Here is a 22,212-nt window from a genome sequence, read left to right as displayed (position 1 = left end):
TTATGGAATTAAATCATTTATTTCGAAAAAGAATCGGCTTCTTCGAGAGTGAGAAAATCACGGCTGCCAATCTGGGAATCCTGCTAGAGATGACAGCTGCAGCACTACCTTTTGAGAATCTGGGCACCCTGTCAGGAGACCTCAGTAATTTGAATGAAGAAAGACTGGTCGACAAGATCCTCCTTAAAAATGAAGGCGGACTATGCTATGACCTGAACGGCATCCTCTATTTATTTTTAAAAGAGAATGGGCTTGATGTGCGGCTTATTCGCGGGTCAGTGTATGTCCCGGATTTGAACGGTTTCAGTCCAACGGGCAGGACGCATGCTGCGATTTTACTGAATGGCGAAGGCAAAGGATATTTGGTGGATACCGGTTTTGGCGGGAACCTTCCTCTAAGACCGGTGCCGATGGATGGGACGGAGATTAGTTCTCCTAATGGGGATTTTCGGGTTAATCAATATGATAGTGAGTTCGGAGATTACCTTTTAGAGATGAAGCTGAAGTATAAGGATTCTGAATGGCGAATTGGATACGCTTTTGATTCAAGAGAGCCGATAGAGAATGTCAGTGATTTATCCGAAATGAAGAAAATTATAACAAAACACCCTCAGTCCCCTTTTAATAAGAAGCCCTTGCTGACAAGAGTGACAGCAAATCGAAGCATGGTGTTAACTGAAACTAGTTTTATACAGTGGACGGAAGATGGAGTCGAAAAAGAGGTCATAGATGCGAAACGCTTCAAGCAGCTGGCGAAAGAATTCTATAATATCGAATTAAAATGAAACCTTCTCAAGATGTTAACCGTTAATACAGTATCAAATAATGACAGGTGGATGAAGCAGATGGATTCACGAGACTACTTATTGAATGAACTAAAGGAAATTGAAAAGTGGGAGAAGGACCAGAAGGGGCTTTGGTTTTGGGAGCGCCTGACCCGACTGCCATTCAAGATGCTTGACCGTTTTACGCCAAAGTTCATTCAGGAGAAGGTAGGAATCCTGCTTGATGAGCTGGGAAGCTACATTCAAACGGGCGGACAATATTTAACCAGCGAAAAGTCTGTGTTTCAATTTTTCGAGAAAAAGACTGGAAGGAGAGTCAGTCAGCTCACAGATATGGAGCGCGTTCCGGTGGAAGAAATGAAGCGGGCATCTTTGGCACTGGGCGAACAAAGGAAGAAAGCCGCGACGATTCAAGGTGCAAGTACGGGTATTGGCGGTATTTTTACGCTGGCAATTGATATTCCTGCTGTTCTGGCCCTCTCGCTAAAAACACTACAGGATATCGCCATTCTCCATGGGTACGATCCAAGAGATAAGAAGGAGCGAGTGTTCATCATTAAGTGCCTGCAGTTTTCTTCGGCAGATGTGGTCGGAAAGCAGGCAATTTTAAACGAGTTGAGTGATTTCAACAGTGAAAATAAATCACGGGAAGTCATCTCGCAGCTGCAGGGCTGGCGAGAAGTAACCTTGACGTATACCGAATCATTCGGCTGGAAAAAACTGCTGCAGATGGTACCGGTGGCAGGAATTGTGTTTGGGGCGTTCGCCAACCGATCGATGGTCAGTGATCTTGCCGAAACCGCGACAATGCTCTATCAAAAACGCAGGATTTTGGAGAGGCTGGATGCTGATTCATCGATTTCTATAGAATAAAAATTAAACAATGTTTGGATAATATGGAGGAAATCCAGATGAAGGAGGCTTTCATATGAATCCAAAGGATAAACAGAAAAAAGATCAATTAAAGGCAGACCAGAATAAAACAGAAACAAATGGCAAATCTTCTAAAAATGACGGTTTCCGCTATGATTATGATGATTCATCCGACTTGAAGTAAAAGAGGAAAACCAGATATCATTGGTTTTCCTCTTTTTTTGAATGTACTCTGCAATTCCAATTCATCTTCTGAAACAAGACCTAATTTCCGTTTTGGACAAAAATATGAGCTTGGATAAGAAAAGAGAGTATACTGCTCTCTTTTTTTATTTTTCCCATAAAAAAAAGATAGTAAAACACCTATCCGCGTTGTAAAATAAATTGAAAATTGAATAGAGTTTGAGATTCGGTTTTGTCATCCATTTTGAATTACGGGAGGAAACAAGGGACATAAAGAATGAATGATGCTTTCGTTTATATATCAATCTAATTTTTGGAAAATACATGATTAAGAGGTTGATGAAAGTTGATAATGGATGCTGTTGATTTAACTGTTAAAGAACCTACGATTTTTAATCATATCGGGAACAAAATCAAAACCGAAGATCGTGAAATCAACATTATTGCTAGAATGGAAGAACCGTTAATCGTCATTTTAGGAAATGTATTAAGTGATGAAGAATGCGATGAGCTGATGAAGCTGTCTAAGGACAAGCTGCAGCGCTCGAAAATTGGGAATACTCGCGAAGTTGATCAGCTCAGGACGAGCAGCAGCACGTTTATAGAAGAAGCAGAAAATGCTGTTGTTGCGCGAGTTGAAAAAAGAATCTCGCAGATCATGGGCATTCCGAATTCACATGGAGAAGGCTTACAAATTTTGAATTATAAAATCGGTCAAGAGTATAAAGCCCACTTTGACTTTTTCTCGTCAAATGTAAGCAATCCGAGAATCAGTACACTCGTCATGTACCTGAATGATGTCGAGCAAGGTGGAGAAACTTATTTCCCTAAGCTTAATTTTGCCGTATCCCCACAAAAGGGAATGGCCGTTTATTTTGAATATTTCTATGATAATCAGGACTTGAACGACTTAACCTTGCATGGCGGAGCGCCGGTTGTTATCGGCGATAAATGGGCCGCAACCCAATGGATGAGGCGGAAGAGTGTGAAATAGAGATGGAAGGAGCATGGAGAACATGCTTCTTTTTTTAAATGAAAAAGAAAGTATAAAATTTTTGTACTTAGATTAGTGTCCAGCTCCAGCGCCTAGCCCCTCGAGTCGCTTGTCCTGCTGCGGCTCCTAACTCCTCGAGACGTTTCGGTCCTGCCAATGAAGTCAAAGAGCGACTTCACTGTCAGGCCCTCCAACGCTTGTCGGAGTTGGGAAGTCGCCTCCGCATTTCGAATTGTCTAGTGTCGCCTCCTAGAAACTCCGAAACTTCAACTCCGCCGGCAGAAGCAAAAAGCGCTTCTTTGTCGGAGTCTCCAGTTTCTGCGTTTCTGGGCAGTCGGCTATACTTTTCGATTTCGGTCCTGCCAATGAAGTCAAAGAGCGACTTCACTGTCAGGCCCTCCAGCGCTTGTCGGAGTTGGGCAGTCGCCTCCGCATTTCGAATTGTCTAGTGTCGCCTCCTAGAAACTCCGAAACTTCAACTCCGCCGGCAGAAGCAAAAAGCGCTTCTTTGTCGGAGTCTCCAGTTTCTGCGTTTCTGGGCAGTCGGCTATACTTTTCGATTTCGGTCCTGCCAATGAAGTCAAAGAGCGACTTCACTGTCAGGCCCTCCAGCGCTTGTCGGGGCTGACCAAGGCGCTTGCGCTTTTCTTTGTCCAGCTCCAGCGCCTAGCCCCTCGAGTCGCTTCGGTCCTGCCAATGAAGTCAAAGAACGACTTCACTGTCAGGCCCTCCAGCGCTTGTCGGGGCTGACCAAGGCGCTTGCGCTTTTCTTTGTCCAGCTCCAGCGCCTAGCCCCTCGAGTCGCTTCGGTCCTGCCAATGAAGTCAAAGAACGACTTCACTGTCAGGCCCTCCAGCGCTTGTCGGGGCTGACCAAGGCGCTTGCGCTTTTCTTTGTCCAGCTCCAGCGCCTAGCCCCTCGAGTCGCTTCGGTCCTGCCAATGAAGTCAAAGAACGACTTCACTGTCAGGCCCTCCAGCGCTTGTCGGGGCTGACCAAGGCGCTTGCGCTTTTCTTATCCTATGATTCTACTGAAATGATTCAATGTCGTTCTAGTTCTTATATTTCGTTAGTCTACTGCTTCTGAATCTTAGCAAGAATTTTACTATTCCGTCTTGTGGTTTTCCTCTTTCTATTCCCGTAAACACCATCTATAATGTTTTAAGTCTTATGCAATTATTTGTCTGAATATTTATATTAATTTTAAGGAGGTCCTCTCTTGGAAACGACAAATAAAAAAGGTATTATTTTGCGTTCACTCGATGTGATTGAACGTGTGGGAAATAAATTGCCTCATCCAGTCACTTTATTTGCGATTTTCTCCGTGATGGTGATTGTGCTGTCTGCGGTTTTCTCAGCAATGGGTGTAAAAGTGGCAGACCCTATGAATGAAGGGGAATTCTTAACAGTCAAGAACTTGTTAAGCAAAGAAGGGATCGCCTATCTATTTGAAAGTGCCGTCACAAACTTCACCGGCTTTGCTCCGCTGGGAACGGTTCTTGTTACGATGCTGGGAATAGGGATTGCGGAACGTACTGGATTAATCAGTGCGGCATTGCGTGGTCTTGTAACATCCGTTCCTAAGCAATTATTGACGGCTGCCCTAGTATTCGGCGGCGTTATGTCCAGCATGGCAGCTGACGCTGGTTATGTTGTATTGACTCCACTTGGAGCGGTTTTGTTCGCAGGTCTTGGAAGACATCCGCTCGCTGGTTTGGCTGCAGCCTTTGCTGGTGTATCCGGCGGATTCAGTGCGAACTTGCTTCTGACTTCATTGGATCCGCTTTTGGGCGGATTGACGAAAGATGCTGCGGCTATTTTTGATCCGGCTTATGCTGAAAACATCAACTATGCAATGAACTATTATTTCATGGTTGTTTCTGTATTCTTGATCACAATTGTCGGAACATTGGTAACAGATAAAATCGTTGAACCACGACTTGGTACATTCAAAGGCGATGTGAAAGAAGAGGTTGAATATTTATCTGCGGTCGAGAAAAAAGGTCTTTGGGGAGCTTTGATTTCGATCATCATTACATCCATCGGAATTGCATTGCTTGTTATCCCTGAATGGGGACCACTTCGCGGCGGGGAAGAGAACATCATCAATGCTCCATTCTTCCACTCGCTCGTTCCCATCATCTTGATTCTTTTCTTTGTACCAGGCTTTGTATACGGCCGGATCACAAAATCGATCAAGGATGATAAGGATGTAGCGGATCAGCTTTCTGAGACTATAGCCACAATGGGTTCATACATCGTGCTTGCGTTCGTTGCCGCTCAATTCGTTGCTTACTTTAAGGAATCAAACCTTGGATTAGTTTTAGCTGTAAACGGAGCAGAACTGCTAGAAAGTACAGGCTTCAAAGGAATTCCGTTAATCCTGGCATTCATCGTGATTTCCGGATTCATCAATCTGTTCATCGGCAGTGCATCTGCTAAGTGGGCAATCATGGCGCCGGTATTTGTACCAATTATGATGCAAATCGGTTACACACCTGAGTTCACTCAGCTTGTATACCGAATCGCTGACTCAACGACAAATATCATTTCACCATTAATGCCTTACTTCGCCATCGTCATCGCATTTGCGCAAAAGTATGACAAGAAGGTTGGTATCGGTACACTGATCGCAACCATGCTCCCATACTCAATCGCCCTGACAATCGCATGGGTAGCAATGTTGATCATCTGGATGCTGTTAGGAATCGATATCGGACCTGGTTCATCCATTTTTATGCCTAAATAATATGAAAGAATCCGAGCTGAGTTGCTTGGGTTCTTTTTTTAGAATAATTTAACAAAATTTGCTACTTAACCTGTATAATAATAGAACCAATTTATAAGGAGGTGACTTCCGTGGAATTATGGGATGTTTACGATCAATACAGGCATTTGACTGAACGCATACATAAAAGAGGGGAAGATATGAAGGCAGGGGACTATCATCTTGTTGTCCATGTTTGGATTATCAATGACGATGGTCAGTTTCTGATCCAGAGAAGGCAGCCGTGGAAGATCGGTTTTCCGAACATGTGGGACTGCTCCGCAGCAGGTTCTGCAATAGTAGGGGATGACAGTGAACAAGCAGCCATCCGTGAGGCAAAAGAAGAGCTTGGAATCGACCTCGATATTAAAAAAGGCGAAAGAATATTCACTGTGAAATTCTCGCAGGGCTTTGACGATATCTGGCTTGTCAGGCAAAATGTCGCACTTGAGGACTTGCTGCTTCAGGAAGAGGAAGTCGCCGATGCAAAGTGGGCGAGTGAAGCGGAGATAAGGGAAATGGCAGAGACAGGTGAGTTCATCCCGTTTAACTACCTTGACCTTTTATTTGAAATCGCCACTTCGAGCATCACTCTCAAAAAAGCTTCAGTAGATGATGCTGAGGAATTGTTAGCTCTGCAAAAAGAAGTATTCATGCCTTTATATAAAAAGTACAAGGATCATGAAACAAGCCCGGTGACCCAATCGATGGAGAGATTCACGGCCAGGTTCGATCGGGGCGATTATTTTAAGATTCTTTTTGAAGCTGAACTTGCAGGAAGCGTCTTTGTCTATGAAAAGTCTCCTGGGTTGATGAGACTGCATATTATCAACATCCTGGAAAAATACCATAATAAAGGAATTGCCCAGGTCGTCATGAAACGGCTGGAACTTTTGTATCCGGAAGCAGAAGCATGGGAGCTCGATACGATTCAATCCGAGGAACGCAACTGCTATGTGTATGAAAAGATGGGCTATAAACAAACGGGAGAAGCTAAAGTCATTAACAAGGACATGAGAATCATCCGCTACAGTAAAGACACGAACTTATCCAAAATTGTGAGTATCTAGGTTGCCGTATTTCACTGCATGGAAAAGGCCTGCCAATTCAGTCAGGCCTTTTCGTTTTTTAATTCCGGAAAATAATATAAACCAAATACACGATGTAACCAGCGGCAAGTATCGCTCCCTCTATTTTTGAAATCCTGAATTTAGATCTTGAGAAAATTAATAGGACAGCTGTTAAAATAATCATTAAGGCGATATCGGTAAAAATTTTACCATTAACAGCGAGCGGCGAGATGGTGGCCGATGTCCCCAGGACAAAAAGGATGTTGAAAATATTGCTTCCGACAATATTGCCGAGGGCAATTTCGGTTTTCTTTTTCAGAGCGGCGGTAATGGATGTAATCAATTCAGGCAATGAGGTACCGACCGCCACAATCGTCAGACCTGCGAGAGTGTCACTCATTCCGAGTGTTAGTGCGATTTTCGTTGCATTATCAACGACCAGGTCACCACCAAAGATTATTGCAGCGAGGCCGGCAAGCGTAAAGAAAATATTCTTTCCCCAAGTTCCTCTGCTGGTAACTGTCGCCGCATCTGGTGCTGGTTCACGGTTATTCAAGGCAACCTCGATGATGTAATAAAGGAAAATCATAAAGAAGAGAAGCAGGATAATGCCTTCGCTTCTGCCAATTAAATCGATGTTTGCCATATCGAGTGCTATATCATTGGCGACTGCTGCCAGTGCTACACTTGCCAGCAGGGTGAACGGTATTTCTTTGCGGATTGTCATAGTTTCAACTGCAAGCGGATTAATCATAGCTGTGATGCCGACAACAAGCGTGATATTGAAAATATTGCTCCCGATGACGTTCCCAAGAGAAACCTCGCTGCTGCCTTCCATTGCGGCAATGATACTGACCGTCGCTTCCGGTGAGCTTGTACCGAAAGCGACAATCGTCAAACCAACCAACAGGGGAGGAACCCTGAGAAGTGTGGCAATTTTAGAAGAACCCTCGACAAAATAATCCGCTCCCTTTATGAGTAAGGCAAAGCCAATTGTTAATAGGATATAGGTCAACTTCATTCCCCCTTATTGCTTACTGTTAACAACATAGCAAAAAAATAATTCAAAAAGAAATATTTATCGGCAAAATAGCAAAAAAGACGGCCCTCCTATATGGAGTAACCGTCTTTTTACATTTTAATAATTACTTAATGCCTTTCATATATCCCTGAATCTTAGGTGACATGATGAAGAGGAGGATACCTAACACGATGGATGCTCCACCGATTGTACCGAAGTAAGCCATCTCTGTTTCAACAGAGTAGAACTTCACGATCTGTGCATTGATTGCTTGTGCTGCAGCACTTGCAAGGAACCAGAGGCTCATCGTTTGTGCAGAGAAAGCAGCCGGAGCAAGCTTAGTGGTAGCTGATAGTCCAACAGGAGAAATCAGCAATTCACCGAATACAACAATCAGGTAGCTAAGTACAAGCCATAAAGGACTAACTAGAGCATCTGAACCTGTGAAGTATCCAGGAATCAAAATAACAAGGAATGAAAGACCAGCGAACATCAATGAGAATGAGAATTTCTTAGGAATCGATGGCTGTCGATCGCCCATTTTTACCCATAATCCTGCAAAAATTGGTGCGAAGATGATGATGAATAATGGGTTAAGCGACTGGAACCATGCCGGTGAAATGGTGATTCCCGCGAACTCAAGCTGTGTACGCTTGTCCGCATAGTTAGCAAGGATAGTTGAACCTTGCTCCTGGATCGCCCAGAACATGACCGCTGCCAGGAATAATGGAATATAGGCAAGAATGCGTGAACGTTCCACTTCTGTTGTTTTAGGGCTGCGATACATGATGATAAAGTATGCAGTCGGAATTAAGATACCAAGAATTGTTACAAGGTTAATAAAGCTTTCGAATGTTAAAAGTCCAGCAGGAATTAATATAGCACTTAAAATACCGATTGCGACAATCGCTATAGCAACGATCATGAAAGTCTTTTTCTTTTCAGATGGTGAAAGCGGGTTTGGTACTGCTGTACCAGCAAGACCCAGATTCTTTTTCTTTGTAAGAACGAAAACAACTAGTCCTATGAACATACCGATTGCGGCAATTGCGAAGCCGTAATGGAAGTTGTAAGCCTTAGATACAGTTCCAACGATAAGTGGCGCCAGGAAAGCACCTGCGTTGATACCCATGTAGAAAATCGTGAAACCAGCGTCACGGCGAGCGTCATTTTCGCTGTACATTTCACCAACTACAGTAGAAACGTTTGGTTTCAATAAACCTGTTCCAATTACGATCAGGATCATCGACACGAAGAACATTGTGATGCTACCAGGAATCGCAAGAGCGATATGACCTAACATGATCAGGATTCCGCCGTAGAATACAGCTCGTGATGTACCGAAGATCCGGTCAGCGAGCCAACCACCGATGATACCTGACATGTAAACAAGTGATCCGTAAATGGACATGATGGAAAGCGCTAGAGTTTCATCAAGCCCCAAGCCGCCTTTTGATACTTCGTAATACATGTAGAATACTAGGATTGCTCTCATTCCATAGTAAGAAAAGCGCTCCCAAAACTCCGTGAAGAAAAGTGTGAAGAGACCTTTAGGATGTCCGAAGAATCCTGTTTGAGGTACACTATCCACAATTTTCTGCCTATTATGGTTTGACATGATTACCCCTCCCTGTTTTCTATTCTAGGATACTTTTTGAAGTGTGAATTGTCAAAAACAATATCAGGAAGGGATCTCCTGAACTATTGATATAAAAGGGTTTTTGATCATTTTCCTCGAAAAGAAAGTGTATTTAAAATTATTAGTATTATAGGAATTTGTTAAATAATCTGTTAAATTGGTAAAAATATCCCATAGAACATGAAAACTATTTACCCCCTTTAAGAAAAATACAAACCAGCATAGGGGACGAATATTAATTAGCTAGGAGGGTATTGTGATACTAATAGGATTTAACCAGGTCAAAATGGAGGGAAGACGATGAAAAATAATTATGGCAGATTTGGCTTGATGGTGCTGACATCGACCATCATCATGTTTATCCTGATGTATTTAAATGCATATAGCATTGATCATGTATACTTTAGCGAAACGAGACTATATATAGCCTTGATCATGGGCGGTGTAATGGCGATTGTTATGCTTTCGTTCATGCTCAAAATGTATACTAATAAAAAAGCCAACTTAGGAATTTATGCCGGCAGTGCTTTACTGATTGCGGTTTCCCTGTTCCTGGTCCGGAGCCAGACAACCGTTGATGATACATCATGGATGAAAGCAATGATTCCGCACCATTCAATTGCGATTTTAACAAGTGAGCGTGCTGAAATCGAGGATCCACGAGTGAAAAAACTTGCCGATGAAATCATCAAGGCACAGCGTAAAGAAATCAGCGAGATGAAGACACTGATCAAGGATCTTGAGGAGAAGGAAGATTGACAGGATCTGGCGAAAAGAACCTAATCGAAATCTCAGGTTAGGTTCTTTTTTTTTTGTCTAAAAAGGTGAACACGCAAGTCATGGCAGCAAGGGGCAGAGAGGACTTGCTTTTCCAGCTTGATGGGGAGTTAGAGCAATCTGAAATTTGGCAGGATGTGAGGAAGAATCCTTTATCGAATAGTTAATCAAACGTTTGATTGAAAGGAGTCAAACCGTTGATAATACTGAAAAAGAAAGTAAAGTAATTTTGTATTTAGATTAGTGTCCAGCTCCAGCGCCTAGCCCCTCGAGACGCATGTCTAGTTTCGCCTCCTAGAAACTCCGAAACTTCAACTCCGCCGGCAGAAGCAAAAAGCGCTTCTTTGTCGGAGTCTCCAGTTTCTCCGTTTCTGGACAGTCGGCTATACATTTCCATTTCGGTCCTGCCAGTGAAGTCAAAGAGCGACTTCACTGTCAGGCCCTCCAGCGCTTGTCGGGGCTGACCAAGGCGCTTGCGCTTTTCTTTGTCCAGCTCCAGCGCCTAGCCCCTCGAGTCGCTTGTCCTGCTGCGGCTCCTAACTCCTCGAGACGTTTCGGTCCTGCCAATGAAGTCAAAGAGCGACTTCACTGTCAGGCCCTCCAACGCTTGTCGGAGTTGGGCAGTCGCCTCCGCATTTCGAATTGTCTAGTTTCGCCTCCTAGAAACTCCGAAACTTCAACTCCGCCGGCAGAAGCAAAAAGCGCTTCTTTGTCGGAGTCTCCAGTTTCTGCGTTTCTGGACAGTCGGCTATACATTTCGATTTCGGTCCTGCCAATGAAGTCAAAGAGCGACTTCACTGTCAGGCCCTCCAGCGCTTGTCGGGGCTGACCAAGGCGCTTGCGCTTTTCTTAACATAATACAATAATCCTGTACGGCGTCGTTTGCGCCGGGATGCTGAAGGTAGATGGACCGTAGACCACAATCAGATTCCTGTCAGCAGGATTCTTTGTAAATCTTTAGCCATTTTCCAATAAAATCGGTATTCCAGGTGATAGATTAAGCTTGAGCATGCCATCACTGCTGATCAGCTGCCTGTTGAAAAAGTCGACCTTCACATTCTGGCCAGGTGTTTCTTTGACCATGACAAGGGCCCTGTATTGTGGGGGATAGATCAGCGGGACAGGTGCGTCGGCATCGAAATAGCCTGTTACCATGTCACCAACACCGACCATTGCCTGGTCCACAAAGTAGGTTTTGGGTTCAATCACAAAATTCACTTGTCTTCCCGCTCCATCGATGACGGACATCAGTCGATAGCACCCTTCATTTTCGCCAGAGGGTGTAACCGAAAAATCATTGATCATGGTGACTGTTCCGCTGAAAGGCTGGTACTTAACCATTCTTCTCACTCCACTCATTATATTCATGCCTATAGTCTATTCACTGGGCCCTTATATCGGTGCCCGTTATTTAGAGATAAAAAAGGGTAAACAATCTCCAAAAAGGAATGATAAAATGCCTTTCAACTATGACCTTGATTTTGATGCCATTGATTTTCGCCAAAAGCCAGAACTGTACCGGGTGGGCAGGGGAGAACAGGGAGTTCTGCTGGTTGAACCTTATAAAGGTGAAATCCTGCAACATTGGAGATTCAAAACACCGGACATCGCCAGAGAATCTTCTGAGAAAATTTATGAAATGTTCCTGGATTACAAGGCGAAAAGTGATTTTGTCGGCATGGATATGGCAAGGAAATTCCTGCAGATGGGCTACACACGCGCCCGCCGGTATACGAATTATAAGGGCGGACGGAAGTATGAGGAGGACGGCAAGGTGAAAGAGCGCCAGAATGATCCGGTGAAGGCTGAATCTGCCGCGATATTTATGGAGAAATGGAAGCAGGCTAGAACCGATCATGAGTATCTCAAGATGAAAAAGGAACACCAGAAGAAATATGGATGAAAAAAGTCCCCTGATATCCTGTCAGGGGACTTCGCTTTATTTTACAGGGGTGACCGCTTCAGTTAAGGCTCCTTCGAGCTCCAGTGTATAGGCTTCCGCTTGCTGTTCGTTCCAGCTGAATTGGTCGCGCATGAAGTTGATGACATTCTCTTTGAAGTTGTGTACAAGGTGGATGTCGAACAAAATTGCTCCTGTACGTCTGTTGAAGAAGTCGATTGGTGTTGCTGCCGCTTCATATTGGATAGCATAAATCAGCTTGGCGAACAATTCCAATGGCAAACCATGTTGATCTGCTTGATGCTTATGTGCAGATGCCAGTTGGAACACGATCGGAGCGTTTGATCCGTACTGGTAGGCAAGACGGCGAGCTTCTTCTGTGGTGAATCCAGCTTTCATACCTTGTTCCAGCTGCGTTTCAACAAAGGAATCTAGGTTAGTGGAGCCACCGACATTTCCGCCAGAAATAGGCAGATTCTTCGTCTGTGATGCCGGGAAGGTGCGTCCCTCTTCTTCAAAAAATTTTCCAGCAAGCAGATCGACAATCGTTTCCGCCATTTTGCGGTAGCCAGTCAACTTTCCGCCGGCGATGGTGATCAGGTTTGAATCGGACTCCCAGATTTCATCTTTCCTGGAGATTTCAGAAGGTGCCTTGCCATCCTCGTGGATTAGCGGTCTAATGCCTGCCCAGCTGGATTCTACATCTTTTTCGGTGACCTTCACATCCGGGAACATGTATTGAATCGCTTTAAGCAAGTAGCTTCTGTCTTCTTCCGTCATGCCAGGATTGATTGGGTCTTCATTGTAAAAAGTATCGGTCGTGCCGACATAGGTTTTCCCATCGCGCGGAATCGCGAATACCATCCTTCCGTCAGGCGTGTCGAAATAGATCGCCTGCTTGAGCGGGAAGCGTGATTGATCGATGACGATATGCACACCTTTTGAAAGTTTCAGGGTTTTTCCTTTTTTTGAATCATCCATTTCACGAATGTCATCAACCCACGGGCCAGTTGCATTGACAACTTTTTTGGCATGAACCTCGTATTCCTCGCCTGTTAAAAGATCCTGTACCACTACACCTGACACGATTCCATTTGTATATAATAGTTTTTTAACTTTGGAATAATTCAATGCGGTAGCACCTTTTTCAACCGCCAGCTTCATGACCTCAATCGTCAGTCGGGCGTCATCGGTACGGTATTCCACATAATGGCCGCCGCCCTTCAATCCGTCCTTTTTTACGAGTGGTTCCTTTGCCAGTGTTTCAGCCGCACTGAACATTTTTCGGCGTTCTGATCTTTTGACGCCTGCTAAAAAGTCATACACCCTCAGTCCGATGGAAGTACTGAAGCTGCCGAATGTTCCGCCTTTATGGAAGGGGAGGAGCATCCATTCCGGTGTCGTGACATGCGGGCCATTTTCATACACAATTGCACGTTCCTTGCCGACTTCCGCTACCATTTTTATTTCGAATTGCTTTAAATAGCGCAAGCCGCCGTGCACGAGCTTTGTCGAACGGCTTGAAGTGCCGGCCGAAAAATCCTGCATTTCCAATAGGGCAATGTTCATTCCTCTTGTTGCAGCATCCACAGCAATTCCGGCACCAGTAATTCCGCCGCCAATCACCAGAACATCAAATGCTTCTTTTTTCAATTTTACTACTATATTTTTACGGTTGAGATTTGAGAATTTCATACGATACGCCTCCTTGAATATGAAAAAAAGAGAGACCACAAACAACATTATCGCCCAAAAGCCGCAATGTTATCGTGGTCTCTCCATTTCTCCTACCCGATATATTAACTTGTAATCATTATATCACAGACACCTGGAATTTTCATGTGTCTGATTTCTGAAATTGATTAATTTCCCAAAGTTCCCTTTTGGAAGTAGTAATAGCAGAAGCCCCGGCATCGAGTGCATTTTTAACTTCCTCACGGGTTCGGATCAGGCCACCTGCAAAAATGGGGATTTGGACACGTTCCTTTACTTCCCTGATCATCCAAGGCATCGCTCCCGGTAAAACCTCAATATAATCTGGGCGTGTTTTTTCGATGAGTTTATAGCTTTTCTCGAGTGCATGGGAATCAATTAAAAATACTCTTTGCACTGCGAGCACTCCTTTTTGTTTCGCCTTTAAAATGACACTCGACTTCGTTGAAATCAGTCCATACGGTTTGTATTCCTGGCATAGATACTCGGTGGAATAGTCATCACTCTTCAGGCCTTGAATCATATCTACATGATAGATCATTTTCTTGCCATGCTGTTTGGTCATCGCATTAATATTTTTCAATTGAGAAATATGCACCTCCAGCATGACGCCAATTTCAAAAGGGCTTTCAAGAAATTGCTCAAACTCTTTCATGTTCGAAGATGCGGGCAAGATTTTTTGATCCAAAAGAATCCCATCCTTAAAATAGATTATCCATTATCTTAACATGAGATGTCCCGTGTTTCTATTGCGAAAGAGGCAATTCATGAGACCTAATGCATGCTCAAGTTTGTCGATATGCGTCAAGACTAGTACGATAGTAACAAAGATACATATCATATGAGGATGAGGAGCCAAACATGCAGAGTAGATTGGAAAAAAAGAGTAGCCAGGTTTTTGAGGAAGATGCGGTATTAGCAGCAATTGAAAGATCACTGGCGATGATCGAGTTCGACCCCACTGGAAAAGTCCTTTGGGCGAATGAAAACTTCGCCAGGACGATGGGATACCGAGTCGAAGAAATGCCGGGCAGAATGCATAAGCAATTCTGCACAACTGAATTTGCTGGGAGCAGAGAATACACGGAATTATGGAGAAATCTGCGCAGCGGCAAGAGCTTTCAGGAAAAAATCCTGCGGGTCACGAAACGAGGCCAACTGCTCTGGCTTGAGGCGACTTATACTCCTGTGTATGATTCTGCAGGTAAAGTCGCAGGTGTAGTGAAGGTGGTCACTGATATAACTGAGCGTGAATTGACTGCAACAAGACTTGCCGAGCAGCTACAGCAAATGTCTCAAGACCTTAGCGGACGAGCGGAAATGGGCATTACAAGAAGCGAAGAAGCAGCCACTGCAGCCATCAGACTAGCAGAGGAATCAAAAGAAAACCTCGAGATTCTAGAAACACTAAAATCCCAGGCCACATCAATCGGAAGCATCGTACAAACGATCCGCGAGATTGCCGCACAAACCAACCTGCTAGCCCTGAACGCAGCCATCGAAGCTGCAAGGGCTGGAGAACATGGAAGAGGCTTCAATGTTGTAGCGGGAGAAGTCAGGAAGCTTGCCACGCGTGTCCAAAATTCTATACAGGAAGTCAATGAACACATCGACGGAATAGCTGCTGAAATCAGCAAAATTAACAAAGCCACCCAGCGTTCGCAAACTGGCATCACTAACAACAAGACACTTAATGAACAAGCAGTTGCTGCTTTCAAAGAAATCGGCAGCGCTGCCCACGAATTGGACCAGCAGGCAAAGACGTTCAAGAATATATTGTAACCCCAACTAAGACACCGCGGTCAGTTGTAATGATCGAGGTGTTTTTTCTTGTTAATGGGAAGGAGTTAATCTGCATGCTTTACCCAAAAAAGAGTTTTATTGAAAAAAAAGAAAAAGCAGAGCATCTGCATTGCCCATACAGAAGTGAAAGGAGGTAGAATGGTGAAAGCAGAAGCTCTTCCTTACTGCAAAGAACAATAATGCCACGTAAGGCATAAAATCTCGCCCGTTATAGAAACTTTTTCCATATAATACTCGTCTCAATACTAAATGGGATAGCATTATTTGTTGAAAAGCTTAATTTATGGTATATTTTAAGAACTTCAACCCCCTATTTTCTCCAACCAATTTCTTCACTATTCTTTTTAGACTATGATTCCCCTGGGAATTAATAAATATATTTGCACAAAGAAACAGGAGTTGAACTATGGAAACGAAATTAAAAAAGGATCTTAAGATTTTCGCCTTGGGCGGTCTTGGTGAGATCGGAAAAAATACGTATGTAATTGAATATAAAAATGAAATGGTGTTAGTGGACTGCGGAATCAAGTTCCCGGATAATGAATTATTCGGAATTGATTATGTACTTGCGGATTACACTTATTTGAAGCAAAACCAGGACAAGCTGGTCGGGATTTTCGTGACGCATGGTCATGAGGATCATATCGGCGGTTTGCCATTTTTGCTGCAGGATGTAAAAGCGCCAATTTATGGCGGTGATTTCGCAGTTGAGCTTATCAAGTCAAAGCTGCAGGAGCACAAAATCAAAGGTGTGAAATTCCACCAAATCAACAATGATACAGTAGTCGAATTTCAGAATATCAAGGTGCGTTTTTTCAGGACGACACACAGCATCGCGGATTCTTTCGGTGTTGTTGTGACGACTCCGGAAGGAAATATTGTCCACACAGGTGATTTCAAATTTGACCTGACGCCAGTTGGCGCGGGCACTGATTTCCAGAAAATCGCCGAAATCAGCAGTGAGGGAGTGCTGTGTCTATTATCAGACAGCACGAACAGTGAAGTGCCAGGGTTCTCGGTATCGGAAAAACGTGTCGGTGAAGCAATCGAGGATATTTTCCAGACGGTGGACGGCCGCGTTATTTTCGCGACGTTTGCATCGAACATTGACAGAATCCAGCAGGTAGTGAAATCGTCACTAAAGTATAACCGGAAAATGGTCATCGTTGGCCGCAGTATGGAAAAGACGTTTGAAATTGGGCGCAGATTAGGGTACATTTCTGCACCTGATGATGCCTTCGTGAGCATCAATGAAATTGGGAAGATGCCTAGCAATGAAATGACAATCATCTGTACGGGAAGCCAGGGAGAACCGATGGCAGCACTTGCGAGAATCGCAAATGGTACGCACAGGCAAATTTCCGTTATTCCTGGAGATACGATTGTATTTTCTTCATCGCCAATCCCGGGCAACACAATCAGCGTAAACCGCGTGATTGATAAGCTGCATCGTATTGGCGCAGAAATCATCCATCATAAAATCAGCGAAGTCCATACTTCCGGACACGGTAAACAGGAAGAACAGAAGTTGATGATTAAGCTGCTTAATCCGAAATTCTTCATTCCGATTCATGGTGAATACCGTATGCTTGACATGCACGTAAAGTTGGCGGAACAATGTGGAATTCCTCGTGAAAACTGTTTTATTTTAGATAACGGCGATGTTTTGGAGCTGTCTGGAGATGGCGGACAGGTTGCCGGCAAAGTGCCTGCGCAGCCAGTATACGTCGATGGCAGCGGCATCGGCGATATTGGACATATCGTGTTAAAAGACAGAAGAGTCCTTTCCCAGGATGGGCTTGTAATTGTGACGATGATGATCAATCGCGAGAAGAAACAGCTTGTCAACAAGCCAACAGTGGTGACAAGAGGATTCGTTTACGTCAGGGAATCTGGCGATCTGATGAAGAATGTAGAAGAACTGATCAAGGATAAAATTGTAACAGAGCTGGCGGGCGGCACGAAGGACTGGTCGAGCCTCAAGAAGGCAGTCATCGACGTCGTTAATCCGTTCCTATACAGCCAGACGGGCAGAAGACCAATGATATTACCGATAATTATGGAAGTCTAATTCGAGAACGCTCCTTTATGGGGCGTTTTTTTAGTGCTGACAAGTCCGTTTTGTTGCTAAATCCTAAGTGATTTCTAATTCGGACAAAATAGGAGCGTCCGTAGGAGATAGTGTCCGAAGTGATACCAGGTTCAGACAAAACAAGAGCACGCGCGGGAGATATTGTCCGAAGTGATACCAGGTTCAGACAAAACAGGAGCGCGCGCGGGAGATAGTGTCCGAAGTGATACCAAGTTCGGACAAAACAAGAGCGCGCGCGGAAGATATTGTCCGAAGTGATACCAAGTTCGGTCAAAACAGGAGCGCGCGAGAGAGATATTGTCCGAAGAGATACCAGGTTTGGACAAAACAGGAGCGCGCGCGGGAGATAGTGTCCGAAGTGATACCAAGTTCGGACAAAACAAGAGCGCGCGCGGGAGATAGTGTCCGAAGAGATACCAAGTTCGGTCAAAACAGGAGCGCGCGCGGGAGATAGTGTCCGAAGTGATACCAAGTTCGGACAAAACAAAAGCGAGAGAGAGAGATAGTGTCCGAAGAGATACCAGGTTTGGACAAAACAGGAGCGCGCGCGAGAGATAGTGTCCGAACTGATACCAGGTTCAGACAAAACAAGAGCGCGCGCGGGAGATAGTGTCCGAAGTGATACCAGGTTCAGACAAAACAAGAGCACGAGCGGGAGATAGTGTCCGAAGTGATACCAGGTTCAGACAAAACAAGAGCACGCGCGGGAGATAGTGTCCGAAGTGATACCAGGTTCAGACAAAACAAGAGCACGCGCGAGAGATAGTGTCCGAACTGATACCAGGTTCAGACAAAACAGGAGCGTGCGCAGGAGACATTGTCCGAAGTGATACCAAGTTCGGACAAAACAGGAGCACGCGCGGGAGATAGTGTCCGAAGTAAAGCCCTGTTTGGGCAAAACAGCAGTCCCATCGTATAATTTTGTCCGAACTAAAGCCTTATTCGATTAACCCCCCAGCCAAGTAAAAAACCCCACTGGCTGATCAGTGGGGTTCTCAATATTACTCTTCATCTTTTCCATAAAAGCGAAGCAAATCTCCATATATAATCTGATCTGAGTAGCTTAGCTCGTTCTTGGCATGCTCGATGTAAGGTTCACAGCTTGCACCGTCTGTCGGTTCTCCTGTGGTCTTGTCGTAGCAGACACCTTTTGTATAAACTAAATCTTCGGTGATGAAGCTTCCATCTCTTAGGGCAACAAAGTTATCCTGTTTATCAGAGAACATGTCTGCTCCAAACTGAATATCCTGTTTTGTATCAATTCCAGCGAGATTCAACAATGTAGGGCGAAGGTCGATTTGACCAGTTACAGTTGAAAGGGTCTTGCCTTCGTGACCCGGAATGTGGATAATCATTGGCACGCGCTGCAACTGTGTTGAAACAAATGGCGTGATTTCCTTGCCAAGGTACTGTTCCATTGCCTTGTTATGGTTTTCGGAAATTCCATAATGGTCACCGTAAATTACTATGATTGAATCTTCGTAAAGTCCTTCTGCCTTCAAGTCCTCGATGAAAAGCTTGAAGGCTTCATCCGTATAGCGGACGGTTGGGAAGTAGCGGTTCAAGGTCCCGCTATTTGAATCAAACTCATCGATGAACTTGTCTTCCTCGTCCAGTTCAAACGGGAAGTGGTTTGTCAACGTAATGAACTTAGCGAAGAACGGCTTTGGCATTGCTTTTAAATGCTCAATTGACTGGTCAAAGAAATCCACGTCCTTCATGCCCCAGCCAACAGAATTTTCTTCGTTCACTTCATAATCCGGCAATGAGTAGAAACGGTCATAGCCGAAGTTATTATACATTACGTCACGATTCCAGAAGCTCTTGTTGTTCGCATGAAGCTTCGCTGTGTAATAAGAGTTTTCCTTCAGCCTCTCAGCAAGTGACATGTACTGATTCCCTGAATGGGTGAAGAATACAGCACCGCAGCCAAGAGGATATAAAGAGTTTTCTAATAGGAATTCAGAATCAGACGTTTTCCCCTGTGCAGTCTGATGGTAAAAATTATCAAAGTAATAGCTGTCTTTAATGAACTCATTCAAAAATGGCGTGATTTCCTGGCCGTTCACTTTCTGGCCAATGACAAAACTTTGAGTGGATTCCATTGACAGTACAATAATGTTCTTGCCCTTTGCTGCGCCGAACATTTCTTTGGAAGGTTCGGCGTATTGAGCACGAGTATAGTTCTCGATTTCAGTCAGCTGATTGCCATCTGCCATGGCTCTTTGTGCAGTTGTCTTGGTTTGCAGGTACGCATCGTAGATATGATGATTGTACGTACCGATATTCTTAACAAGGATTTCCCTGTCAAACGTACGAGTCAGCAATTCAGGACGCTCAGATTCTGAAAGTCCAAGATTGAAAAATGCCAGACCGATTGCACTGAAGTAGAAGGCAGCAGCGTAAACGCTTTTGTACTTTTTAAAAGAGACTTTAGGTGTCTTTACCATAGCTAAAGCCAGGATTAAAAGGAAATCGGCAAAATAGAAGAGGTCAGTCCAGCTGATCAATTCGCCAACACTGCTCTTTAAATCACCCATATTACTTGTCTGTGTCAACAGCGGAATTGTGATGAAATCACTGAATTCCTTATAGTAAACAACATTTGCGTAAAGAATAAAGGATATTATAAAGCTAGTCGCAACAACAAAGATTTTCTGCTTTCTTCCTGCCAGGAAAATCCCAAGTCCAAGAACAAACATAAGGAAGCTTAATGGATTTATGAACAGAATGAATTCCTGCATTTTATTCTCAATATCTATATCAAAATTAAATTTATAAACCGTGTAGGTTTTAAGCCATAATAGGACAATGGCAATCAAAACGAAACTTATGGACATTTTCTTATTAGTCCCCATGCAATCCCTCCTAGGAATCTATTGAAGCTTACATTTTACCATAAATGAAAATAGATTTGTAGTTGTACTGATAAACGCGTAATTTTCCGATATTAATTAGTACGTATTTAACCCTTGAAAAGTTTCTGGTAATTACTTCTATATATTTTTTTTAGAAGAAACATTTTCAATTTGATCCATGTCTAGCTTCTGCACCTAGCCCATGGAAAAGCACAAGCGCCTTGGTCAGCCTCGACCACCGCTGCCCGCCTAAAACGCCACATCGTGTGGCTGGCGGATTTGTACGTCCTGTGCCTCAGAGGGTCGACCGCTGAAGTTGTTCTTTGACTTCATCGGGCGGATCGAAGCGACTCGTTTTTGCCAAAGGAAACTTTTTTGCGGTCCTGTCAATTATATGGACAAAGGTAAAAAGGTTGCTATAGACTCAATCGCTCCTTGATTGTTAAAATGTTCTAGCAGTTGAATGGAGGCCAGTCCATGAATGAACAACGTTATTCCAATTTAAAACTAGGCGAACGCGGAGCGATAATCAGTATCCTCGCTTATATACTTCTTTCCGCCTTGAAACTTTCTGTAGGTTATATCAGCGATTCAGAAGCACTGAAGGCGGATGGTTTGAATAATACAACCGATATCTTTGCCTCATTGTCCGTCCTCATTGGGTTAAGGCTGTCGCAAAAACCTGCAGATGATGACCATCTTTATAGCCATTGGAAATCAGAAATGGTCGCGTCGATGGTCGCATCTTTCATCATTATCTTAGTTGGCTTTCAGGTTTTAACGAGTGCCTTCACATCATTTTTTGAAGGAAGTGCCGAAGCACCAGATCTTATTGCTGCCTGGACAGGTTTGTTTTCTGCGTTGATTATGTATTTCGTATATCGCTATAACCGAAACCTCGCACGCAAAATAAAAAGCCATTCGGTCATGGCCGCGGCTAAAGATAACCTGTCGGATTCATGGGTGAGTATCGGTACGGCCGTTGGCATCATCGGCTCCCAATTCGGTTTGCCGTGGCTTGACCCCGTGACCGCATTCATTGTTGGCGCACTGATTTTAAAAACAGGTTGGGACATCTTCCGTGAAGCATCCCACCAGCTGACAGACGGATTTGATGTCGACCTCATTAAAGAATATAACGAAACCATTTGTAATATTCCTGGTGTCAAGGGAATTAAAGATTTGAAGGCACGAAGCTACGGCAACAATATTGTCGTTGACTGTGTCATCACAGTGAAACCAACCCTCGACATCAGCACTGCCCATGATATCTCGACGAGGGTCGAAGATAAGCTCATGGAAGAATACGATATCTATGACGTACATGTACATGTAGAACCGGATTGATCAAGAAAAAGTTATGAACGACGATAGACTTGTTCATGCTATACTTAGCTGAACGATTAGATTTTGAAGGGTAAAGGTATAAAAAAATGAAATTTGTAAAATCGCAGATGAAACAGTTAATTAAGGATAACCCGGAACTGCAAACGCGTTTATCCAGTTTGATAAAAGAACATGATCTCGAGAAAAATTTTGCATTAAAAGCTTTGTATCACTCTGAAGTAGCAGAGGGAGGAAAGTATCAGATTGCATACCAATCACTTGACTTACCCAAAGGGTGAGTCAATTTTGTTTCCACAAGGCAAGTTATGAAATGCAATGGATAAAAGCTGTTTATTACAACGGAAGGATTGAACTTATTGGAATTCGCTAACTTTGAACCTAAGTCTTTTAT

Annotated in this window: 22 protein-coding genes and 1 pseudogene; 12 read left to right on the top strand and 11 right to left on the bottom strand. The window is 43.9% G+C overall.

All coding sequences use genetic code 11. The features are described from left to right. The first annotated feature begins 2 nt into the window (after window positions 1–2). The 4 genes from LC048_RS18660 (at window position 3) to LC048_RS18645 (ending at window position 2,835) form a co-directional block, all read left to right on the top strand. Window positions 3–785, top strand: a complete 783-nt coding sequence (locus tag LC048_RS18660; RefSeq protein ID WP_226606570.1) for an arylamine N-acetyltransferase family protein — start codon at window positions 3–5, stop codon at window positions 783–785. 60 nt (window positions 786–845) lie between these two features. Continuing rightward, on the top strand, window positions 846–1,658 hold the full coding sequence (locus LC048_RS18655) for an EcsC family protein (RefSeq protein WP_226606573.1): 813 nt from the start codon (window positions 846–848) through the stop codon (window positions 1,656–1,658). Between the two features lie 55 nt (window positions 1,659–1,713). Then, the gene (locus LC048_RS18650) at window positions 1,714–1,842 is read left to right on the top strand and encodes a hypothetical protein (RefSeq protein ID WP_264188530.1); all 129 of its coding nucleotides are present in this window, start codon (window positions 1,714–1,716) and stop codon (window positions 1,840–1,842) included. Window positions 1,843–2,193: 351 nt separating this feature from the next. Next, window positions 2,194–2,835: a 2OG-Fe(II) oxygenase gene (locus LC048_RS18645; RefSeq protein WP_226606576.1), complete on the top strand. Its 642-nt coding sequence runs from the start codon at window positions 2,194–2,196 to the stop codon at window positions 2,833–2,835. A gap of 181 nt (window positions 2,836–3,016) precedes the next feature. Here LC048_RS18645 and LC048_RS18640 read toward each other — a convergent pair whose 3' ends face one another. Both LC048_RS18640 and LC048_RS18635 read right to left on the bottom strand, forming a co-directional pair. Beyond that, window positions 3,017–3,223: a hypothetical protein gene (locus LC048_RS18640; RefSeq protein ID WP_306048424.1), complete on the bottom strand. Its 207-nt coding sequence runs from the start codon at window positions 3,221–3,223 to the stop codon at window positions 3,017–3,019. Window positions 3,224–3,225: 2 nt separating this feature from the next. Beyond that, entirely contained in the window at window positions 3,226–3,432 is a 207-nt protein-coding gene (locus LC048_RS18635; RefSeq protein ID WP_306048424.1) for a hypothetical protein, read from the bottom strand. Window positions 3,433–4,053: 621 nt separating this feature from the next. Between LC048_RS18635 and LC048_RS18630 the strand changes: the two genes are divergently transcribed. Then, a complete protein-coding gene (locus LC048_RS18630) occupies window positions 4,054–5,583 on the top strand; it encodes an AbgT family transporter (RefSeq protein ID WP_306048422.1) in 1,530 nt (509 codons plus the stop codon). 110 nt (window positions 5,584–5,693) lie between these two features. Beyond that, window positions 5,694–6,671 (top strand): bifunctional NUDIX hydrolase family protein/GNAT family N-acetyltransferase, encoded by a 978-nt coding sequence (locus tag LC048_RS18625; protein ID WP_226607939.1) that lies wholly within the window; start codon window positions 5,694–5,696, stop codon window positions 6,669–6,671. A gap of 58 nt (window positions 6,672–6,729) precedes the next feature. Here LC048_RS18625 and LC048_RS18620 read toward each other — a convergent pair whose 3' ends face one another. Further along, window positions 6,730–7,686, bottom strand: coding sequence for a calcium/sodium antiporter (locus tag LC048_RS18620; RefSeq protein WP_226607942.1), 957 nt, complete (start codon window positions 7,684–7,686; stop codon window positions 6,730–6,732). 130 nt (window positions 7,687–7,816) lie between these two features. Next, window positions 7,817–9,310, bottom strand: coding sequence for a peptide MFS transporter (locus tag LC048_RS18615; protein ID WP_226607945.1), 1,494 nt, complete (start codon window positions 9,308–9,310; stop codon window positions 7,817–7,819). 321 nt (window positions 9,311–9,631) lie between these two features. On the opposite strand from LC048_RS18615, the gene LC048_RS18610 reads away from it, so the two are divergent. Continuing rightward, complete coding sequence (locus LC048_RS18610) at window positions 9,632–10,090, top strand: DUF305 domain-containing protein (protein WP_306048418.1); 459 nt, start codon at window positions 9,632–9,634, stop codon at window positions 10,088–10,090. Between the two features lie 253 nt (window positions 10,091–10,343). Here LC048_RS18610 and LC048_RS18605 read toward each other — a convergent pair whose 3' ends face one another. The 4 genes and pseudogenes from LC048_RS18605 to LC048_RS18590 all read right to left on the bottom strand — a co-directional run bounded on the left by LC048_RS18605 (window position 10,344) and on the right by LC048_RS18590 (window position 11,449). Then, entirely contained in the window at window positions 10,344–10,541 is a 198-nt protein-coding gene (locus tag LC048_RS18605) for a hypothetical protein (protein WP_226607949.1), read from the bottom strand. 2 nt (window positions 10,542–10,543) lie between these two features. Next, the gene (locus LC048_RS18600) at window positions 10,544–10,684 is read right to left on the bottom strand and encodes a hypothetical protein (RefSeq protein WP_306048416.1); all 141 of its coding nucleotides are present in this window, start codon (window positions 10,682–10,684) and stop codon (window positions 10,544–10,546) included. A gap of 15 nt (window positions 10,685–10,699) precedes the next feature. After that, the gene (locus LC048_RS18595) at window positions 10,700–10,906 is read right to left on the bottom strand and encodes a hypothetical protein (protein WP_306048414.1); all 207 of its coding nucleotides are present in this window, start codon (window positions 10,904–10,906) and stop codon (window positions 10,700–10,702) included. A 51-nt stretch (window positions 10,907–10,957) separates the two neighbouring features. After that, window positions 10,958–11,449 (bottom strand): annotated as a pseudogene (locus LC048_RS18590) (hypothetical protein). A 115-nt stretch (window positions 11,450–11,564) separates the two neighbouring features. Between LC048_RS18590 and LC048_RS18585 the strand changes: the two are divergent. Continuing rightward, window positions 11,565–12,011 carry a DUF4385 domain-containing protein gene (locus LC048_RS18585; protein WP_226602385.1) on the top strand — a complete coding sequence of 149 codons (447 nt, stop codon included), beginning with the start codon at window positions 11,565–11,567 and terminating at the stop codon, window positions 12,009–12,011. Window positions 12,012–12,047: 36 nt separating this feature from the next. Here LC048_RS18585 and LC048_RS18580 read toward each other — a convergent pair whose 3' ends face one another. Then, entirely contained in the window at window positions 12,048–13,703 is a 1,656-nt protein-coding gene (locus LC048_RS18580) for a glycerol-3-phosphate dehydrogenase/oxidase (RefSeq protein ID WP_226602386.1), read from the bottom strand. Window positions 13,704–13,845: 142 nt separating this feature from the next. Continuing rightward, window positions 13,846–14,415, bottom strand: coding sequence for a glycerol-3-phosphate responsive antiterminator (locus LC048_RS18575; RefSeq protein ID WP_306050544.1), 570 nt, complete (start codon window positions 14,413–14,415; stop codon window positions 13,846–13,848). A 167-nt stretch (window positions 14,416–14,582) separates the two neighbouring features. Here LC048_RS18575 and LC048_RS18570 point away from each other — a divergent pair, with 167 nt between their 5' ends. Further along, entirely contained in the window at window positions 14,583–15,503 is a 921-nt protein-coding gene (locus tag LC048_RS18570; RefSeq protein ID WP_306048411.1) for a methyl-accepting chemotaxis protein, read from the top strand. 427 nt (window positions 15,504–15,930) lie between these two features. Further along, complete coding sequence (rnjA, locus tag LC048_RS18565; protein WP_306048408.1) at window positions 15,931–17,595, top strand: ribonuclease J1; 1,665 nt, start codon at window positions 15,931–15,933, stop codon at window positions 17,593–17,595. Window positions 17,596–18,617: 1,022 nt separating this feature from the next. On the opposite strand, the gene LC048_RS18560 is transcribed toward rnjA, so the two are convergent. After that, window positions 18,618–20,474 (bottom strand): LTA synthase family protein, encoded by a 1,857-nt coding sequence (locus LC048_RS18560; RefSeq protein WP_306048406.1) that lies wholly within the window; start codon window positions 20,472–20,474, stop codon window positions 18,618–18,620. Between the two features lie 477 nt (window positions 20,475–20,951). Here LC048_RS18560 and LC048_RS18555 point away from each other — a divergent pair, with 477 nt between their 5' ends. Further along, complete coding sequence (locus LC048_RS18555; RefSeq protein WP_306048404.1) at window positions 20,952–21,821, top strand: cation diffusion facilitator family transporter; 870 nt, start codon at window positions 20,952–20,954, stop codon at window positions 21,819–21,821. An 86-nt stretch (window positions 21,822–21,907) separates the two neighbouring features. Further along, entirely contained in the window at window positions 21,908–22,099 is a 192-nt protein-coding gene (locus LC048_RS18550) for a hypothetical protein (RefSeq protein WP_226602391.1), read from the top strand. Window positions 22,100–22,212: the final 113 nt, after the last annotated feature.

Origin of the sequence: Mesobacillus subterraneus (assembly GCF_020524355.2) — a bacterium.
In the GTDB taxonomy this organism is placed as follows: domain Bacteria; phylum Bacillota; class Bacilli; order Bacillales; family Cytobacillaceae; genus Mesobacillus; species Mesobacillus subterraneus_C.
This window is presented reverse-complemented; position numbering and strand designations above follow the sequence as displayed.